Raw genomic sequence first — 17,006 nt, 5'->3', positions numbered from 1 at the left:
CGCCCGGTGAAAGCTGCGACCGGGCGTAGGGAGGGTTCGTCCATGACCATCGGAATAGCCACGCGCGGACCCGGGGCCGGGCTTGCCGCCTGGCGCGCCCTGCTGGCGGCCGAATTGCTGGGCCGGGGCGAGATCGGGGGCTTTTGCGTTTTCGCCTGGCGCGATGGCGTCGGAGAGACCCGTTATGCCACCACCCAGCGCGGCGGCACCAGCGGCCTGACCCTGCCCGATGGCTGGGCCAAGGCGCGGCACGCTGCGCTGATCTCCAGCGGCCCTGACCGGCCCGAGCCGCTGACCCAGTTCCTGCCTGGCAATGCGGGCGGTCTTGTCACCGGCCATCGCCTGCCGACCAGCCCGCTGCCCGATGGCCGCCCGGTCAATCTGGCGGCGCTGGCGGCGATGGCGCAGGGCAGGCTGACACAGGCGGGGCTGGAGGCGCTTTTGTCCCTTGGCCCGGCGATGGATGCTGGGCTGATCTGCCTGCCATGGTCCGGCCCGGTGCTGGCCGCCAACAGCCCGCGGGTGGAAGGGCGCGGCGATACCGGGCGTCATGTGATGCAGCAAGGCGATGCGGCCTGTGCGATCCTTTACAATTCCATCACCACGGTCAGGTTGCCGGGCGATGCGCTGGCAGCAGCCCTTGGTGCGATTGCCGCCGAGGTCATGGGCCTTGGCCCCGCGCCGCTGGCGTTCGGGCAATTGCCGGATCGCGTTCCCGTCACCCCCGCCGGACATGAGGCAGTAGAGATCGACACCTCGGGCCTGGTGACCGCCATCCACAGCGCCGATCCGGCCTATTTCGGCCCGAAACCCGGTATCACGGCCGTCTATGCCCGCGTGCCGATCTGGCAATCGGGCCGCCACATCGGCTGGGCGGCCAGCGAAGCCTTTGCCGATCTGCGGGGCGGCGTGCTGATCGCCCGCCCCGGACTTGCTCAACGCTGTTTCCTTTATGAACGGACCCCGACATGACCCGCCACGACATCCTGATCCGCCATGCCACCGTGATCGACGGCACCGGCGCCCCGCGCCGCACCGCCGACATTGCCGTCGATGGTGACCGGATCACGGCGATCGGCGATCTGTCCGGCCACAGCGCGGCGCGCGAGATCGACGCGACGGGCCTGATCGCGGCACCCGGCTTCATCGATGTGCACACCCACGACGACCGCATCCTGTTTTCCGACCCGTCGATGACCGCCAAGGTCAGCCAGGGCGTCACCACCGTCATCGGCGGCAATTGCGGGATCTCGCTGGCGCCCATGCCGGTGCCGGTCAAGCGCCCGGTGACCCCGCCGCTGGATCTGCTGGATGCCTCGGGCGACTGGTATCGCTTTCCGACCTTCGCCGCCTATGTCGCGGCGTTCAATGCGACGCCTGCCGCGGTGAACTGCGCCCACTACGTCGGCCATACCACCCTGCGCGCCATCACCATGGATGATCTGACCCGCCCGGCCAGCCCGGCCCAGATTGCCGCCATGCAGGACCTGGTCGCCGAGGCGATGGAGGCCGGCGCGCTGGGTGTCTCGACCGGCCTTGCCTATCCGCCTGCGATTGCCGCCACGACCGAAGAGGTGATCGAGGTCACCCGCCCCATCGCCGCGCATGACGGCCTTTATGCCACCCATATGCGCGACGAAAGCGGGCACAGCATCGAGGCCCTGGACGAAAGCTTCGCCGTCGGCCGCGCGCTGGGGGTTCAGGTGCTGATCTCGCACCACAAACTGGCCGGCGAGGAAAATTTTGGCCAGTCCGTCCAGACGCTCGCCCATATTGGCGCCCATCGGGCGGATCAGCAGATCTGCCTCGATTGCTACCCCTACGAGGCCAGCTCGACCATCCTCACGGCGTCTCATGCCAAGGTCAGCCCGCGCACCATCGTCACCTGGTCGGTCGGCGCGCCGCAGATGGCCGGGCGCGAGCTGTCCGATATCTGCGCCGAATGGGGCTGCGATCTGGATACGGCCTGCGCCCGGCTGATCCCGGCCGGCGCGGTCTATTTCCGCATGTGCGAGGAAGACGTCCAGCGCATCCTGGCCTACCCGCCCACGATGATCGGCTCTGACGGCCTGCCGCATGACGAACGGCCGCATCCGCGCCTGTGGGGCACCTTCCCGCGTGTGCTCGGCCGCTATGCGCGCGATCTGGGGCTGTTCGATCTGGAAACGGCGGTCCACAAGATGACCGGGCTGACCGCCAGCGAGATCGGCCTGGCCGAACGGGGCGAGCTGCGGGCCGGGTTCATGGCCGACATCACGCTGTTCGACGACCGCACCATTGCCGACCGCGCCACCTATACCGATCCGATCCAGCCAGCGGCCGGCATCGCCCTTGTGATGGTGAACGGCGCCCCGGTCTGGGAAGATGGCCGCCCCACCGGCGCGCGCCCGGGACGCTACCTGCGGCGCGACCGCGCGGCGCACAAGATGGCGGCCGCAAGACCGGCCGGGTGATCCGCCGCCAAGGCGCACTTTCCTTTCGCCTTGATCCAAATATCCTCGGGGGGTGAATGGCCCGGAACGGGCCAGAGGGGGGCAGACAGCCCCCCCTATCCCCGGTTCGACACCCTGAAAACCCGCCCCCGATCGCTTCCAGATCGTAGACGATCCCCCGGAATACCCCGGACTTGTCGCGCGCTTTCCCCAATCCCGCCCCATTTGACCGGCAATACCGGATGAACACCCGGACTATTCGCATGGGGACGACAATGGACAGACTGACCGAAATGGAAGCCTTCGCCACGGTTGTGGACCAGGGTGGATTCACCGACGCGGCGAAGAAGATGGGGATTTCCAAATCGGCCGTCTCCAAGCACGTCTCGGCGCTCGAGGCACGACTTGGCGCGCGCCTTCTGAACCGCACCACCCGGCGGGTATCGCCGACCGAGATCGGCCTTGCCTATTACGACCGCGCCCGGCGCGTGCTCAACGATGCCGGCGAGGCGGATGCCCTGGTGACCTCGATGCAATCGGCGCCCTCGGGCCTGCTGCGCATCTCGGTGGCCACCGACTTCGGGGTGAATCACCTCTCGCCCATCCTTGGGGGGTTCTTGCAGGAATACCCCGACATCACCGTGAACATGGTGCTGAACAACCGCTATGTGGAACTGATCTCCGAAGGGTTCGACATGGCGATCCGCGTGGGCGAGCTGGAAGACAGCACCCTGCGCGCGCGCAAGCTGTGCGATACCTCCAAGCGGATGATCGGCGCGCCGTCCTATTTCCAGCGCTTTGGCCGCCCGATGAAGATCGACGATCTGAACGATCACAAGCTGCTGCACTATTCCAGCCAGGCCAATGGCAACGTCTGGAAAATCACCGCACCGTCGGGCGAGCGGCGTCAGGTGCGCTCGAACGGCTGGTTGACGGTGAACGACGGCCAGTCACTGCTGCACGCGGCCATCGCAGGGCTGGGCATCGCCTACCTGCCCTCGTTCCTCTATGCCGACGCCATGAAACAGGGGCTTGTCGAAGAGGCGATCCCCGGCCTTCCTGCTGAAAGCATGGGCATCTATGCAGTCTATCCGCCTGGCCGCTTCACCCAGCCCAAGGTGCGGGCTTTCATTGATTTTCTGGTGCGCAATTATGCGGACAAAGGGCCGGATAGCTGGTGAGCAGTTCCCTGGACGCCGGGGGCCAAGGCGTCACGTCAAGGTGCATCAATACCAACTTATCGGGTCGAGGCGAGAATGGCCTCGACCCGCCTGTTTCTGGCGCGGCCTTCTTCGGTCAGGTTGGAATCGCGCGGCGACATGAAGCCGGCCCCCAGCGCAACCAGTCGCCCGGCCTCGACACCGTACTCTTGCACAAGTCGGCTGCGCACCGCCTCGGCCCGGCGTTTCGACAGGGCAACATTGGCCTCGAGACTGCCCGAGGCATCGGTATGTCCGACCAGCGCGACATTGCGATCCGGGTGATCTGCCAGATAGGCGGCCAGATCCTTCAGCAGGCCGTCAGCGCCCTTTGGGGTATCGGCGGCGCCGCTGGCGAATTCCAGACCGTCCAGCACCACCGATCCGCGTTCCAGCGCGGCGCTGATTCCGTCGGCGGACATCGTGGACAGCGCCAGGATCTCGGGCCTGGAAGGGGCTGTGTCGGGGCGCGGGGGGGCTGGCCGCACGTCGGGCGGGCCAACGTGGATCATCTGCACATAGCCGGCCCCCGCCCCGGTCGATCGGCTGACAAGCAGGCTGATGTGTTCTTCGGTCATCCCCATGCCCTTGCGGGCGGACAGAAAGCGGAAATCACCCAGATCGACATGCATGCCGGGTTCGGGCAGCACCTGGGTTGAATAGCGAAAATCGAACCCGCCACAATCGACGGTTTCGCATTCGAACATCATCCGCCAGCCATCGGCCAGCAGGGCCGCGCGCATCGGCTGCAACAGTTCCAGCGTGCTCTGGTTGGGGGCGGGAATGCGCCAGGCGGTCTGTTCGATCCGGCCTTCGGTGCGGCGAGTCAGCATGCTGCCATCCGCCCAGGGACCGATCGGCAACCCGTAGCTGCCAAGCCGTTCGACCCGCATGGCGGTCTGTTCGGTCCCTTCGGGAAACGGCGCTTCCAGCGCGACGGCGGGGGCCACGCCCAACGCGACCGCCAATGCCATCTGCACAAGGCGCCGCAAGCCGCGAAGAGAGAGAACTTGGCAATCTGGCATCACTGCTCGGCCCATTGTCAGGCGCTTCTGTAGTGATACTGTCCCACAATGCCCATGTTCAGGGAAGCATAGAGTCGCGCCGCCCCCTCGTTCGCCTGGGTGACGGCCAGCGCCAGCCATTCTGCCCCGTTCTGTTGGGCCCACCATGCGGCAGACCGCAGCATGTTGTGAGCGGAACCCTGCCGACGCAGTGCCGGAAGCACCTCGACGGCATGGATCATCGCAATGTCGCGGTCGATGGCGGCAAAGGCGGTTCCGCAGGCCCGGTCCAGCCGTTCGGGACTGCGCGCGATGAAGGCGGTGACCGGGCCGCGCGGGCGCAGCATCACCGCTTGCCGTTCCGGGCCGATGCCGGTTTCGCGCCAGATGTCCTGCGCCATGGCCAGCGGCGGCCAGTGCGGAAAGCTGAACATCAGCTCTGGCGCGTCAAAGGCCGAAACATGCGCGGCCCGCAGGTCGACCGGATCGACCACCTTGTAGCCGCGCGCCTCGAGCATGGCATCGAGCGCCTCGTCGCCAGGGCGGATCCAGAACAGCGGGGTCTGGCCCAGCTTGCGGTGCATCGCCTCGGCCAGGGGAATATCGGCCTCGGTCACCGGCGCTTCGGCCGTGGCGGCAGAGACGCGCTTGCCGCCCCCGCGACCTTCGCGGATCAGCCAGGGACCAACCTCGTGCAGCTCGGCGGCGGGCCAGGTGGCATCGACCGCCGACAGCAGCCGCGGAGTCGATGGCGCGATCAGCGATTTCGGCGGTGTGGCATGCAGCATGGTCAGCCGTGCCCGAACAGGGCGACCAACCGCTGCATGGCCGCATCCAGCTGGGCGCCATCAGTGCCGCGAATCACCAGATTGGTGCCATGCGCGCCATTGCGAATGAACGGATAGCTGCCCATCGACAGATCGGGGTATTCGGCGGCCAGCGCGCCGAAGGGCCCGGCAATCTCGCCCTCGCCGCAGTTGACCTGCAACGACTGGCTCAGCAGCGGTGCCCCGCCGGTCAGCCGGGGCAGGACGCTGGCGACCATCGCCTCGAACACGGTCGGCACGCCGGCCATGACATGCACATTGCCGATGGTGAACCCGGGGGCCGAGGAGATCGGATTTTCGATCAGCGTCGCCCCGTCGGGGATGCGGGCCATCCGCTGGCGGGCGGCGTTGAATTCCAGCCCTGCGCGGTCGTAATGCGCCGCCAGAATGGCGCGCGCATCGTCGCGAATGTCGATCCCGACGCCAAAGGCGGCGGCGACCGCATCGGCGGTGATGTCGTCATGTGTCGGCCCGATCCCGCCCGAGGTGAACACATGATCCCAGGCCCCCCGCAGCGCGTTCAGCGCGGCGACGATGGCGGGCTGGTCGTCTGCGACGACCCGTGCCTCCATCAGGCGGATTCCATGTCGTGTCAGCTCTCGGGCAAGGTGGTGCATGTTGGAATCGCGTGTGCGACCCGACAGAATCTCGTCGCCGATCACCAGCATCGCGGCGGTAGGATTCGCCATCTCCGTCTCCTTGCAGCCCCCAACTCTTGGGTATAGGCCGGGTTCATGCGCTTTCCTACCCCCCTTTTCGCGTCAAGGTTGCAACAGCGCTACAAGCGATTTCTTGCAGATATGCAAATGCCGGATGGCAGCATCGTGACGGCCCATTGCCCGAACCCCGGTGCGATGACCGGGCTGCTGGATCCGGGCATGCTGTGCTGGCTGGCCCCGGCCCGTCCGGGGGCAAAGCTGGACTGGGGCTGGAAGCTGGCCGAGCTGCCTGGCGGCGGCATGGCGATGATCGACACGGGCCTGGCCAACCGCGTGGTGGCCGAGGCGCTGGAGGCCCGCGCGGTGCCGGGATTGCCCCCCTATAAGACCATCCGCCCCGAGGCGCGGCTGGACAGCGAAAGCCGCATCGACTTTCGACTTGATGGTGGCGATGGCCCGGTCTGGGTCGAGGTGAAAAGCGTGTCCTTGGCCCGGGATGGCTGGGCCGAGTTCCCCGACACACGAACCGAGCGCGGCGCGCGGCATCTGCGGGCGCTGACGGCAGCGGTGCGGCGGGGCGAGCGGGCGGCGATGGTCTATCTTCTGGCCCGTGACGATTGCGACCGTATCCGCATTGCGGCCGACACTGACCCCGCCTATGCCGCAGCCTTTGCCGAGGCGCGGGCGGCAGGCGTGGCCATGCTGGGGCTGGGCTGCCGGATCACCACCGATGAGGTGGTGGCGGCAGGTCCGGTGGTGATCGGGTAGGGGGGCCAGCCCCCCGTCCGGCCCGTGGCCGGACTCCCCCCGGGATATTTGGATCAAGGCGAAAGGGGGGAGGCCGGATTGCCCGGTATCCGGAAGGATGCGGCCGGGCCCGTCCGGGGCTTTTCGGCGGCGGCTCAGTCCGCCTGTTTCAGCATCCGGCCCAGAACGCGGCCGCCCAGGATGTGGAAATGCAGGTGCGGCACTTCCTGGATGCCTGCCTCGCCGCTGTTGGCGATCAGGCGATAGCCTTGCCCGCCGTCACCCGGACGAATGCCCAGTTCCTGACAGATCTTGCCGATGGTGCGGGTGTAATCCGCGATCTCTGCATCCGAGGCTTCCAGCGCGAAATGGTCGGCATTCACATAGGCACCTTTGGGGATGACCAGCACATGCACCGGCGCCTGCGGGGCGATATCGTGGAAGGCCAGCGTATGCTCGGTCTCCATCACCTTGCGGCAGGGGATCTCGCCACGCAGGATGCGGGCGAAGATATTGTTGGTGTCATAGGCATAGGCCATGGGTCTCTCCGGCTCTCAGTCCCTGAACAGATGGTCGCTCGCGGCGATCTCGCGCGCGGTCTCGAACGGAATGCCAAGGAACCGCGCCAGCGGCAAGGCATTCTCGTCTGGCGAGGCCTCCTCGCGGATGCGGTGAAAGCCGTCGAAGTCGGCATCGCGCAGGCGATCAGCCTCGAAGCGGATGTCATAGCGGATCGTCGGCAACAGCCGGTCCAGCACATCTTGCGGCGTTCCGTCGGCGGCAAGGCCGACCCGCCGGGCATGGCCCAGAAGGTAATCATCGGAAAACGCGCAATCGACATGCAGAAGGCGCACGTTCGACTTGTCGGAATAGAAGTCCTGGATCAGGTCGATGTTCGTCGGGTCGATGCAGATGACCAGCCGGTCGGTCTGCCACAGGTCGAACAGCATCCGCACCAGCGCGCGCCGGTGGCGGGTGCGCTTTTCCAGCGTGGTCTGGATGCCGCCCATGTCGGGCAAGGCGCAGCTGGCCTCGTTGAACAGGTAATGCACGACCGGAATGCCGGCACGGGCCCCGATCTGGTCGACCAGCCGCTTGGCGACATGCCACTTCTTGCAGGTCACGATCATCAGCGTCCGCTCGCGCCCCAGGCTGGTGCCGGTTTCCCAGAACCGCGGCGCAAACCGGCGCCCCACCCGCCCGCGCCCGGTCAGGAAGCGAAACAGGCTGCGCCCCTCGTTGGAAATGGCGAAGGCGCGGCCCGTCGCTGCGTAAAGCTCGCCCAATTTGGTCTTCAGCTCGATCGCCTCGGGCGAGATCTTGCGGGCGAACAGGTAATCTTGCGCCAGCAGCAGGTCATAGTGATCGTTGTAGAACGTCACCGGCATTCCATAATCGGTGAACATCAGGAAGGTCAGCGGACGCAGGCGGATCTGCGATTCCGGCACCACATGGCGCACCAGTGTCTGAAAGAAGGTCTCGTCCGGGATCCAGGTGGTGCGGAAGAACCGCATCACGTCGCGCCGGCGGTCACAGAAGTCCAGCACCCATTCGACGGTGCGCCGGCGCAGGCACCACCACTGGCTGCCGATCATGATCTGCAGATCGTCCGGGATCTTGCGCGCCAGCCCAAGCCGCTTTTGCCAGTCGAGCGAGCGGTAGAACCACGCCTTGTGCCGCCGTTCGTTGAACCAGTGCCGATAGATCAGCCGCTCTTTCTTGATCCCGGTCTTGATCCAGTCCGAGTTGAAGAAATCGAAGCTTTCGATGAAGTCGGCATCTTCGCGGTCCAGATAGTCATGGGCATATTCCGCCGACTTGATGCACATGCAATCGCCGGACAGCATGTAGAAATGCGTCGCGCGCGGAAACGCCTCGATCGCCGCGCGCACGGCTTGCAAGGTCGCCTCGACCAGGCTCCACTCGCCCCAGCCGCACCGGATGCGCCGCTGCGCAAAGACCACCGAGGGGTTGCCCTCCAGCGCCAGGCGGATGCGGTCGTAATCGGCCTTTCTGGCGTTGGCGTCGAAGTGGATGGCCATGTAATCGCCTGCCGCGGTCAGCCGTTCGGCCTGGGCGATGATCCCTTCGGGGTCCTTATGGCAGAGCAGGATATACGCGATTTTTGCCATATCGGAAACAGTATGCCTTCACCGTGCCACGATCCTTCTTTAATGGTCTTGCACAAGGGTTGGAAAGGCCGAGTTTACGCGCGTGCCGCATGGTGGCGTGCGGGGTGGCAGGAATAGATAAAAGGCAACGAACATGGGATTTCCCGGAACCTGGATGACCGAAAGCGAAAGCGTGGTCTACCGCGTGGTGCCCAAATGCGCCTGCTCTACCATCGGTCAGATCATGTTCTATTCAGATCATGGTCGTTTCTTCGATGGCGACATCCACGATGCCACCTCGGGCCTGCACAAATGGGCGATGGAGGAGAGCCAGCCCGCCATCACCCGCGCGGTCAAGGACCAGCAGATTCTGGCCTTTACCTGTGTGCGCAATCCCTATGCCCGCATCCTGTCGTCGTTCTTTGACAAGATCTGCGGCATCCAGCGCAACGGCAAGCGCTATCGCGGCAACCTTGTGCCGCTGCTGACCCAGAAATACGGCATCGAGGTCGGCGGCGACGATGGCAAGCAAGAGTTCGATCAGATCGCCAGCTTCCGCCGCTTTCTTCTGTTCGCGCGCGATACCATCCGGTTCCGCAAGCCGATGGAGCCCGATATTCACTGGTCGGCCATGTCGGGCCATATCTCGACCTTCATCGTCAACGGCGGGCGCTACAACCAGATCTTCTTCACCGAGCGGTTCAACGACGGGATGCAGAAGGTGCTGGACGCCATCGACACGCCTTTCAAGGTCGATCTGGCGCAGATCCCGCGGTTCAACGAATCCGAAGGTCACGGGCCAAAGCGCGCCCATCCGGTCAGCGCCTATTTCGATGACCTGTCGCGCCACCTGATGTGGGAAATCTACCGCAAGGATTTCCAGCTCTTCCGCTATGATTTCGACGACCCCGACAACAAGTATCCGCTGGCCGAGGTCGACCTGGACGAGGTTCACGCCAAGCTGGGCCGCTGATCCTTTCGCCTTGATCCAAATATCCCGGGGGGCTGCGCCTTGGTGGCCTTCCCGCGCTGTCCTTGCCATGGGGGCAGCGCCCCCCCCCTCGCACCGCCTTGCACCCCCCCGCGCCCGCGCATAGTTTGGCCGCCAGCAACGGGAGCGCATCATGGCCAAGCCACGCAGCATCTTCGAGGAAGTCCAGGGCGAACGTTCCGCCAGCCCCACGTCGGGCGGCATGATCGACAAGGCGCCGCGCGGCGCGCGCGGGGCGGTTCGGGTGTGGCTGGCAGTGCTGTTCCTGATGGTGGTCGCGATGATCGCCGTGGGCGGCGCCACCCGGCTGACCGATTCCGGCCTCTCGATCACCGAATGGCGGCCCGTCACCGGGTCGATCCCGCCGATGTCCGAATCCCATTGGCAGGCCGAATTCGACAAATACCGCCAGATCCCGCAATACGAGCTGGTGAACAAGGGCATGACCCTGTCCGAGTTCAAGACGATCTACTGGTGGGAATGGGGCCATCGGCAGCTTGGCCGCACCATCGGGCTGGTCTGGGCGCTGGGCTTCGTCTTCTTCTGGCTGACGAAACGCATCCCGCCGGGCTGGACCAGGCGGCTGGTCTGGATCGGCGCGCTGGGCGGGCTTCAGGGCGCCATCGGGTGGTGGATGGTCGCCAGCGGCCTGACCGGCGAGATGGTGCGCGTGGCCTCGTATCGTCTTGCCACGCATCTGGGCCTTGCCTTCGTCATCCTTGGTTTCATCGCCTGGTATGTCCTGTTGCTTGGCCGGTCCGAGTCGGACCTCATGCAGGCCCGACGCGGGCGCGAGGGGCGGCTGTTCTCGATCACCACGGGCCTGATGCATTTTGCCTTCCTGCAGATCCTGCTGGGTGCGCTGGTCGCCGGGATCGACGCGGGCCGCGCCTTTCCGACCTGGCCCGACATGAACGGCGAATTCTTCCCCTCGAACGCGCTCTATGTCCCCGATGGCGGCGCGCTGTGGCGGGCGTTCTTCGAGAATGAGGGGCTGGTGCAGTTCATGCACCGCATGTCGGGCTATCTGCTGTTCGTCTTCGGCCTGGTGGTCTGGAACCGGGGCCGCAAATCGCCGCATCTGGCGACGCGCCGGGCCTATGACTGGGTGGCGGTCATGCTGTTCGGGCAGATGGTTCTGGGCATCGTCACCGTTCTGACCGGCGCGCATCTGCATGTGGCGCTGACCCACCAGATTGGCGCGGTCATCCTGTGGGTGCTGATCCTGCGCGCCCGGCATCTGGCGCAATACCCCGTGGCGGGGTCGATCCGAAAGGGCACGGCATGAGCTATTCCGACCTGATGGCGTTCCAGCGCGAAACCGAGGCGCTGGCGCAGGTCGCCGGCCGTCTGGGCTGGGATCAGGAAACCATGATGGCGCGCGGCTCGGCCGATCAGCGGTCCGAGGAAAGCGCGGCGCTGGAAGGCGTGCTGCACGCCCGCCGCACCGACCCGCGCATCGCGGACTGGCTTGCCACGGCGTCCGCGGCCACCGAGGTCGAGGCCGCGCAGTTGCGTCACATCCGCCGCGAATATGATCGCGCGGTGAAGATCCCTGCCCGTCTGGCACAGGAACTCGCCCGCCTGACCAGCCTGTCACAAGGCATCTGGGCCGACGCCCGGGCCCGCAACCATGTGGCGCATTTCCTGCCGACGCTTTCGCAGGTCATCGCGCTGAAACGCGAAGAGGCGGCCGCGCTGGCGCAGGGCACCAATGCCGATGCCTATGATGCGCTGCTGGACGACTATGAGCCCGGCGCCACCGCCGAATGGATCGGCGGTGTCTTTGGCCGGATGCGGCCCCGGCTGGTTGCCTTGCGCGAAAAGGTGCTGGGCGCGACGGCGCCCGAGCCCCTGCGCGGCGAATTCCCGGCCGAGGCGCAGATGCGCATTGCCCGCGATCTGGCCAGTGCCTTTGGCTATGACTGGACGCGCGGGCGGCTGGATCTGGCGGTGCATCCGTTCTCCAGCGGGTCGGGCAACGATGTGCGCATCACCACCCGCGTGCAAGAGGCCGATCCGTTCAACTGCTTCTATTCCACCATCCACGAGGTTGGCCACGCCGCCTATGAGCAGAACATCGACCAGGCCTATCTGCTGACCCCGCTGGGGCGCGGCGTGTCGATGGGCGTGCATGAAAGCCAAAGCCGCAGCTATGAAAACCAGCTGGGCCGCAGCCGCGCCTTTACCGGCTGGCTGTTCCGCCGGATGCAGGCCGAGGGGCTGGCACTGAACCTGGGCGACGAAGGCGCGTTCTATGCCGCCGTGAACCGGGTGCAGCCCGGTTTCATCCGCACCGAGGCCGACGAGGTGCATTACAACCTGCACATCATGATGCGCTTCGATCTGGAACGCGCGCTGATTGCCGGCGATCTGCTGCCGACCGATCTGGAAGCCGCCTGGAACGATCGGTTCCTGGCCGATTTCGGCGTGGCGGTGGACCGGCCTTCGCATGGCATGTTGCAAGATGTGCATTGGTCAGTGGGCCTGTTCGGCTATTTCCCCACCTATTCGCTGGGCAATGTCTATGCCGGCTGCCTGACGCGGGCGATGCGGGCTGACCTGCCCGATCTGGATGTCGCGCTGGCCTCGGGCGATACCTCGCCGGCCACTGGCTGGCTGCGCGATCGGCTGCAACGCCACGGCGGGCTGCGCGAGCCGCGCGCGACGGTGGAACATGCCTGCGGCTTTGCCCCCGACGAAGGCCCGCTGCTGGATTACCTCGAGGCGAAGTTCGGTGATCTCTACCGGCTCTGACGCATGAGCCCCACCGAGGCCCTGTCGCGCGGCCCGGCCGTCTGGGCGCTGGCGGCCGGGCAGATGCTGGGCTTTGCCTGCCAGTTCTTTGTCTTTGCCGGGCTGGTGCTGTTCTGGCACGAGGATCTGGGCTGGGCCAAGTCCACGCTGGCCCTTGGCCCCATGCTGGCGCTGCTGGTCGGGGCCGCCTTTGCCCCGCTGATCGGCAAGGTCGTCGATGGCGGGCGCGGCCCTGAACTCATGGTGTTCGGTGCCATGATCGGGGTGGTTGCGCTGGTGCTGATGTCGCAGGTGCAGACGCCGGTGCAATGGGCGCTGATCTGGATGCTGCTGGGCATCGGGCAGCTGTCCAGCCAATACGAGGTCTGCTTTGCCTTTCTGATCCGGCGTCTTGGCCGCGATGCCCGCCGCGCGATCATCCGGGTGACGCTGGTTGCCGGATTTGCCAGCACCGTTTCCATTCCGGCCTACACCGCGCTGGCGCAGGGGCAGGGCTGGCGGTTCGCCCTGATGACGGGGGCGGCGGTGATGGCTTTTGGCGTGGTGCCGTTGAACTGGTGGGGCACCCGGCGGATTCGCGCTGGCGCGCCGCCGCCGGTTGCCGCGCCAGCGCCACCCATCGGATCGGGCACGCGGTCCCGCAGGCTTTGGCTGCTGGCGGTGATGTTCTCGCTGTCCGGCCTGAGCCACTGGATGATCGCGCACCTGCTGATCCCGGTGCTGGTCGGGCGCGGCTATTCGCAGGAACTGGCGGTCTTTGCGGCGGCCGTGATCGGACCTGCGCAGGTCGCCGGGCGATTCGCGCTGATGTATTCCGAGGCCAGGATCAGCAACGCACGGGCCACACTGCTGACCCTGTGCGCGATGTTCGTGGCCACCACATTCCTTGCCCTGTCCGGGGCCGGGGTCGGGATGGTCATCGCCTATGTGCTGGTTCAGGGCGCGGCGATCGGCATGACGACCATCCTGCGCCCCGTGCTGATTGCGGACATGCTGGGGGCCGAGAATTATGGCGCCAATGCCGGGCGGATTCAGGTGCCCTCGATGGTCATCAACGCCTTTGCGCCGATGATCGGGGCCTTGCTGCTGGAGGGGCCGGGCTTCGGCGCGCTGGTGGGGCTGAGCCTGGGGCTGATCTTGATCTCTGTCCTGGCGCTGCACGCCTTGCGCAGCACCTAGGGCGCGTCCAGCGCCTTTTCAAAGAAGAAATCCGCATAGGGATTGTCGTTGTAGCGCGCGATCTCGGCCCATCCATCGCGGCGATACAGCGCGATGGCCTCGGCCAGATGGCGGCTGGTGTCGAGGCGCAGGCGGGCATAGCCCAGATCGCGCGCCGCCTGTTCCACGGCCGCCATCAGCCGCCGCGACAGGCCGAGGCCGCGGGCGCCGGGCGATACCCAGAGCCGCTTGATCTCGCCCCCCGCGCCGTCGGGCCGCAGGCCGACGCAGCCCAGCACCTGGCCTGCGCGCTCGGCCAGCAGGAAGATGCCGCGCGGCGGATCATAGACGGTCGGGTCCGGCTCGACCCCTGGCTCGAACAGCGTGCCAAAGCGGCGCGAAAGTTCGTCGTAATAGGCGATCAGGCAGGCCTGCGCTTGCGGGTCGGTGACGGGAACAGGGCGCAAGGTGATGTCGGTCATGGGGCCTCGGGGGTTGTGCGTCAGTGATGCCGTGGGCGCAAAACCCTTGCAAGGGTTGCATGACGGCATGGCAGGCCCCAAATTGTATTGAGACTTCGGGCCAAACCCGCTACACGCCGCCCGCGCACGTCCGCGCACTTTCGACCACCGTCGCCGGAAGGGCCCGCCATGCTTCCCACACCCTGCTACGTCATCGACAAGGCGCGTTTGCTGCCGAACATGGAAAAGATCGCCTGGCTGCGCGAGCGGTCCGGGGCGAAATCCCTGCTGGCGCTGAAGTGTTTCGCCACCTGGTCGGTGTTCGACTTCATGTCGCAGTATATGGACGGCACCACGTCCAGCTCGCTCTTCGAGGTCAAGCTGGGGCGCGAAAAATTTCCCGGCGAGACCCACGCCTATTCGGTCGCCTATGCGCCGGACGAAATCGACGAGGTTCTGGCGTCTTCGGACAAGATCATCTTTAACACCATCGGCCAGCTGGACCGCTTCGATGCCGTATCTGCGGGCCATGTGCGGGGCCTGCGGGTGAATCCGGGCGTCTCGACCTCGGGCTTCGATCTGGCGGATCCGGCGCGCCCCTTCTCGCGGCTGGGCGAACATGACCCCGATGCGATTGCCAAGGTGGCGGACCGTGTCAGCGGCTTCATGTTCCACAACAATTGCGAGAACGCCGATTTCGGCCGGTTTGACGCGATGCTGGGGCATATCGAACAAAGGTTCGGGTTCCTTATCCGCCAGATGAAATGGATCAGCCTTGGCGGCGGTATCCATTTCACCGGCGAGGGCTATCCGCTGGACAAGCTGGCCGACCGGCTGAAACGGTTCTCGGATGAGAACGGCGTTCAGGTCTATCTGGAGCCGGGCGAAGCCGCGATCACCAATTCGGCCACGCTGGAGGTGACGGTGCTGGACACGCTGTTCAATGGCAAGAACCTTGCCATCGTGGACAGCTCCATCGAGGCGCATATGCTGGATCTGCTGATCTACCGTCAGCCGGCCAAGATGGCGGAAAGCGGTGACCACGAATGGATGGTCTGCGGCAAGTCCTGTCTGGCCGGCGACATTTTCGGTGAATTCCGGTTCGATCAGCCGCTGAAACCCGGCGATCGGCTGAGCATCCAGGATGCTGCCGGTTACACGATGGTCAAGAAGAACTGGTTCAATGGCGTCAAGATGCCCTCCATCGCGGTGCGCGAGCTGGATGGCACGGTGAAACTTGAACGCTCGTTCGGCTACGACGAATTCGTGGCCGCCCTTTCGTAAACCCGCAGAACCCCAAGGAGGTGCATGGGCGAAATGAAACGCAATGTCCTGATCATCGGCGCCGGTGGCGTGGCCCAGGTCGTGGCGCATAAATGCGCGCAGAACAACGACGTGCTGGGCGACATTCACATCGCTTCGCGAACGCTTTCGAAATGTGAAGCGATCATCGCGAGTGTCCGCGAAAAAGGCAGCCTGAAGGTTGAGGGCGCGTTGCAAGCCCATGCCGTGAACGCCCGCGATACCGACGAGGTGGCGGCGCTGATCCGCAAGACCGGCGCGCAGATTGTCATCAATGTCGCGCAGGCCTTTGTGAACATGCCGGTGCTGGATGCCTGCATCGCCTGCGGTGTGGCCTATATGGACACGGCGATTCACGAAGATCCCGAGAAGATCTGCGAAGCCCCGCCATGGTATGGCAACTATGAATGGAAGCGGCGCGAGGCAGCGGCCAAGGCCGGCGTCACCGCCATTCTGGGCGTCGGCTTCGATCCGGGCGTGGTGAATGCCTATGCCAAGCTGGCCATTGACGACTATGTGCCGCAGCCGCAGTCGATCGACATCGTGGACATCAACGCGGGCAGCCATGGCCGCTGGTTCAGCACCAACTTTGATCCGGAAATCAACTTCCGCGAATTCACCGGCACCGTTTACAGCTGGCAAAATGGCGGCTGGCAGGAAAACAGGATGTTCGAGGTCGGCAAGACCTGGGATCTGCCGGTGGTGGGCGAACAGAAAGCCTATCTGACCGGCCATGACGAGGTGCATAGCCTTGCCACCAACTATCCGCAGGCGGATGTGCGGTTCTGGATGGGCTTTGGCGATCACTACATCAACGTGTTCACCGTGCTGAAGAACCTGGGCCTGCTGTCGGAAAAGCCGGTGAAAACCGCCGAAGGGCTGGAAGTGGTCCCGCTCAAGGTGGTCAAGGCCGTGCTGCCCGACCCCTCGTCGCTGGCGCCGGACTATACCGGCAAGACCTGCATCGGCACGCTGGTCAAGGGCACCAAGGACGGCGCGACGGCCGAGGTGTTCATCTATAACGTCGCCGACCACAAGGACGCCTATCTCGAGGTCGGTTCGCAAGGCATCAGCTATACCGCCGGCGTGCCGCCGGTTGCAGCCGCCATGCTGATCGCGAATGGCACCTGGGATGTCGGCACTATGAAGAACGTCGAGGAACTGGACCCCAAGCCATTCCTGGCGATCCTGAACCAGATCGGTCTGCCGACCTGCATTCGTGATGCGCAGGGCGACCGTCCGCTGAACTTCTGATCGGCGATCCAACGCCGATGTGAACCGGGGGGCCAGTTTCCCCCGGTTTTCCTTTGCCCCGGCATTGCCCTTGAATCGGGTCCATGCGAGATTCGCCTCATGCT

General features: G+C 65.4%; 16 protein-coding genes. 10 read left to right on the top strand and 6 right to left on the bottom strand.

Annotated elements, in window-relative coordinates; genetic code table 11:
• Nucleotides 1–42 precede the first annotated feature (42 nt).
• From G481_RS23130 to G481_RS0107095, 3 genes are all read left to right on the top strand, one after another.
• Nucleotides 43–972: a DUF6963 family protein gene (locus G481_RS23130; protein WP_051294366.1), complete on the top strand. Its 930-nt coding sequence runs from the start codon at nucleotides 43–45 to the stop codon at nucleotides 970–972.
• Nucleotides 969–2,453, top strand: coding sequence for an N-acyl-D-amino-acid deacylase family protein (locus G481_RS0107100; protein WP_028029406.1), 1,485 nt, complete (start codon nucleotides 969–971; stop codon nucleotides 2,451–2,453). The genes G481_RS23130 and G481_RS0107100 overlap by 4 nt, the downstream gene beginning before the upstream one ends.
• A 254-nt stretch (nucleotides 2,454–2,707) precedes the next feature.
• Complete coding sequence (locus tag G481_RS0107095) at nucleotides 2,708–3,613, top strand: LysR family transcriptional regulator (RefSeq protein WP_028029405.1); 906 nt, start codon at nucleotides 2,708–2,710, stop codon at nucleotides 3,611–3,613.
• Nucleotides 3,614–3,669: 56 nt separating this feature from the next.
• Here the strand turns inward: G481_RS0107095 and G481_RS0107090 are convergent, their stop codons facing one another.
• The 3 genes from G481_RS0107090 to G481_RS0107080 form a co-directional block, all read right to left on the bottom strand.
• Nucleotides 3,670–4,605, bottom strand: coding sequence for an OmpA family protein (locus tag G481_RS0107090; protein ID WP_161630511.1), 936 nt, complete (start codon nucleotides 4,603–4,605; stop codon nucleotides 3,670–3,672).
• 68 nt (nucleotides 4,606–4,673) lie between these two features.
• On the bottom strand, nucleotides 4,674–5,423 hold the full coding sequence (locus G481_RS0107085) for a GNAT family N-acetyltransferase (protein WP_051294365.1): 750 nt from the start codon (nucleotides 5,421–5,423) through the stop codon (nucleotides 4,674–4,676).
• Between the two features lie 2 nt (nucleotides 5,424–5,425).
• Nucleotides 5,426–6,151 (bottom strand): competence/damage-inducible protein A, encoded by a 726-nt coding sequence (locus tag G481_RS0107080; protein ID WP_028029402.1) that lies wholly within the window; start codon nucleotides 6,149–6,151, stop codon nucleotides 5,426–5,428.
• 45 nt (nucleotides 6,152–6,196) lie between these two features.
• On the opposite strand from G481_RS0107080, the gene sfsA reads away from it, so the two are divergent.
• Nucleotides 6,197–6,889 (top strand): DNA/RNA nuclease SfsA, encoded by a 693-nt coding sequence (gene sfsA, locus G481_RS0107075; RefSeq protein WP_028029401.1) that lies wholly within the window; start codon nucleotides 6,197–6,199, stop codon nucleotides 6,887–6,889.
• A 134-nt stretch (nucleotides 6,890–7,023) separates the two neighbouring features.
• Here the strand turns inward: sfsA and G481_RS0107070 are convergent, their stop codons facing one another.
• Entirely contained in the window at nucleotides 7,024–7,407 is a 384-nt protein-coding gene (locus tag G481_RS0107070) for a histidine triad nucleotide-binding protein (RefSeq protein ID WP_028029400.1), read from the bottom strand.
• A 15-nt stretch (nucleotides 7,408–7,422) separates the two neighbouring features.
• The gene (locus G481_RS0107065) at nucleotides 7,423–9,000 is read right to left on the bottom strand and encodes a DUF5928 domain-containing protein (protein WP_028029399.1); all 1,578 of its coding nucleotides are present in this window, start codon (nucleotides 8,998–9,000) and stop codon (nucleotides 7,423–7,425) included.
• A 133-nt stretch (nucleotides 9,001–9,133) separates the two neighbouring features.
• Between G481_RS0107065 and G481_RS0107060 the strand changes: the two genes are divergently transcribed.
• The 4 genes from G481_RS0107060 to G481_RS0107045 all read left to right on the top strand — a co-directional run bounded on the left by G481_RS0107060 (nucleotide 9,134) and on the right by G481_RS0107045 (nucleotide 13,906).
• Nucleotides 9,134–9,952 (top strand): sulfotransferase family protein, encoded by an 819-nt coding sequence (locus G481_RS0107060; RefSeq protein WP_028029398.1) that lies wholly within the window; start codon nucleotides 9,134–9,136, stop codon nucleotides 9,950–9,952.
• Nucleotides 9,953–10,103: 151 nt separating this feature from the next.
• On the top strand, nucleotides 10,104–11,258 hold the full coding sequence (ctaA, locus tag G481_RS0107055; protein ID WP_028029397.1) for a heme A synthase: 1,155 nt from the start codon (nucleotides 10,104–10,106) through the stop codon (nucleotides 11,256–11,258).
• Nucleotides 11,255–12,727, top strand: coding sequence for a carboxypeptidase M32 (locus tag G481_RS0107050; RefSeq protein WP_028029396.1), 1,473 nt, complete (start codon nucleotides 11,255–11,257; stop codon nucleotides 12,725–12,727). The genes ctaA and G481_RS0107050 overlap by 4 nt, the downstream gene beginning before the upstream one ends.
• Before the next feature lie 3 nt (nucleotides 12,728–12,730).
• A complete protein-coding gene (locus G481_RS0107045) occupies nucleotides 12,731–13,906 on the top strand; it encodes an MFS transporter (RefSeq protein WP_028029395.1) in 1,176 nt (391 codons plus the stop codon).
• Here the strand turns inward: G481_RS0107045 and G481_RS23125 are convergent.
• The gene (locus G481_RS23125) at nucleotides 13,903–14,367 is read right to left on the bottom strand and encodes a GNAT family N-acetyltransferase (protein ID WP_051294364.1); all 465 of its coding nucleotides are present in this window, start codon (nucleotides 14,365–14,367) and stop codon (nucleotides 13,903–13,905) included. The genes G481_RS0107045 and G481_RS23125 overlap by 4 nt on opposite strands.
• Nucleotides 14,368–14,535: 168 nt before the next feature.
• Here G481_RS23125 and G481_RS0107035 point away from each other — a divergent pair, with 168 nt between their 5' ends.
• Entirely contained in the window at nucleotides 14,536–15,630 is a 1,095-nt protein-coding gene (locus G481_RS0107035) for a carboxynorspermidine decarboxylase (RefSeq protein WP_028029394.1), read from the top strand.
• Nucleotides 15,631–15,663: 33 nt separating this feature from the next.
• Entirely contained in the window at nucleotides 15,664–16,902 is a 1,239-nt protein-coding gene (locus G481_RS0107030) for a saccharopine dehydrogenase family protein (protein ID WP_028029393.1), read from the top strand.
• The last annotated feature ends 104 nt before the right edge of the window (nucleotides 16,903–17,006 follow it).

Source organism: Gemmobacter nectariphilus DSM 15620, assembly GCF_000429765.1.
GTDB classification, from domain to species: Bacteria; Pseudomonadota; Alphaproteobacteria; order Rhodobacterales; family Rhodobacteraceae; genus Wagnerdoeblera; species Wagnerdoeblera nectariphila.
This window is presented reverse-complemented; position numbering and strand designations above follow the sequence as displayed.

What these genes read in the sequence shown, in the direction of transcription:
- G481_RS0107065 (WP_028029399.1), bottom strand. Translation starts at nt 9,000, where the DNA reads ATGGCAAAAATCGCGTATATCCTGCTCTGCCATAAGGACCCCGAAGGG.
- G481_RS0107090 (WP_161630511.1), bottom strand. Translation starts at nt 4,605, where the DNA reads ATGGCATTGGCGGTCGCGTTGGGCGTGGCCCCCGCCGTCGCGCTGGAA.
- G481_RS0107070 (WP_028029400.1), bottom strand. Translation starts at nt 7,407, where the DNA reads ATGGCCTATGCCTATGACACCAACAATATCTTCGCCCGCATCCTGCGT.
- G481_RS0107060 (WP_028029398.1), top strand. Translation starts at nt 9,134, where the DNA reads ATGGGATTTCCCGGAACCTGGATGACCGAAAGCGAAAGCGTGGTCTAC.
- G481_RS0107030 (WP_028029393.1), top strand. Translation starts at nt 15,664, where the DNA reads ATGAAACGCAATGTCCTGATCATCGGCGCCGGTGGCGTGGCCCAGGTC.
- G481_RS0107035 (WP_028029394.1), top strand. Translation starts at nt 14,536, where the DNA reads ATGCTTCCCACACCCTGCTACGTCATCGACAAGGCGCGTTTGCTGCCG.
- sfsA (WP_028029401.1), top strand. Translation starts at nt 6,197, where the DNA reads ATGCGCTTTCCTACCCCCCTTTTCGCGTCAAGGTTGCAACAGCGCTAC.
- G481_RS0107085 (WP_051294365.1), bottom strand. Translation starts at nt 5,423, where the DNA reads ATGCTGCATGCCACACCGCCGAAATCGCTGATCGCGCCATCGACTCCG.
- G481_RS0107050 (WP_028029396.1), top strand. Translation starts at nt 11,255, where the DNA reads ATGAGCTATTCCGACCTGATGGCGTTCCAGCGCGAAACCGAGGCGCTG.
- ctaA (WP_028029397.1), top strand. Translation starts at nt 10,104, where the DNA reads ATGGCCAAGCCACGCAGCATCTTCGAGGAAGTCCAGGGCGAACGTTCC.
- G481_RS0107045 (WP_028029395.1), top strand. Translation starts at nt 12,731, where the DNA reads ATGAGCCCCACCGAGGCCCTGTCGCGCGGCCCGGCCGTCTGGGCGCTG.
- G481_RS0107100 (WP_028029406.1), top strand. Translation starts at nt 969, where the DNA reads ATGACCCGCCACGACATCCTGATCCGCCATGCCACCGTGATCGACGGC.
- G481_RS23125 (WP_051294364.1), bottom strand. Translation starts at nt 14,367, where the DNA reads ATGACCGACATCACCTTGCGCCCTGTTCCCGTCACCGACCCGCAAGCG.
- G481_RS0107095 (WP_028029405.1), top strand. Translation starts at nt 2,708, where the DNA reads ATGGACAGACTGACCGAAATGGAAGCCTTCGCCACGGTTGTGGACCAG.
- G481_RS0107080 (WP_028029402.1), bottom strand. Translation starts at nt 6,151, where the DNA reads ATGGCGAATCCTACCGCCGCGATGCTGGTGATCGGCGACGAGATTCTG.
- G481_RS23130 (WP_051294366.1), top strand. Translation starts at nt 43, where the DNA reads ATGACCATCGGAATAGCCACGCGCGGACCCGGGGCCGGGCTTGCCGCC.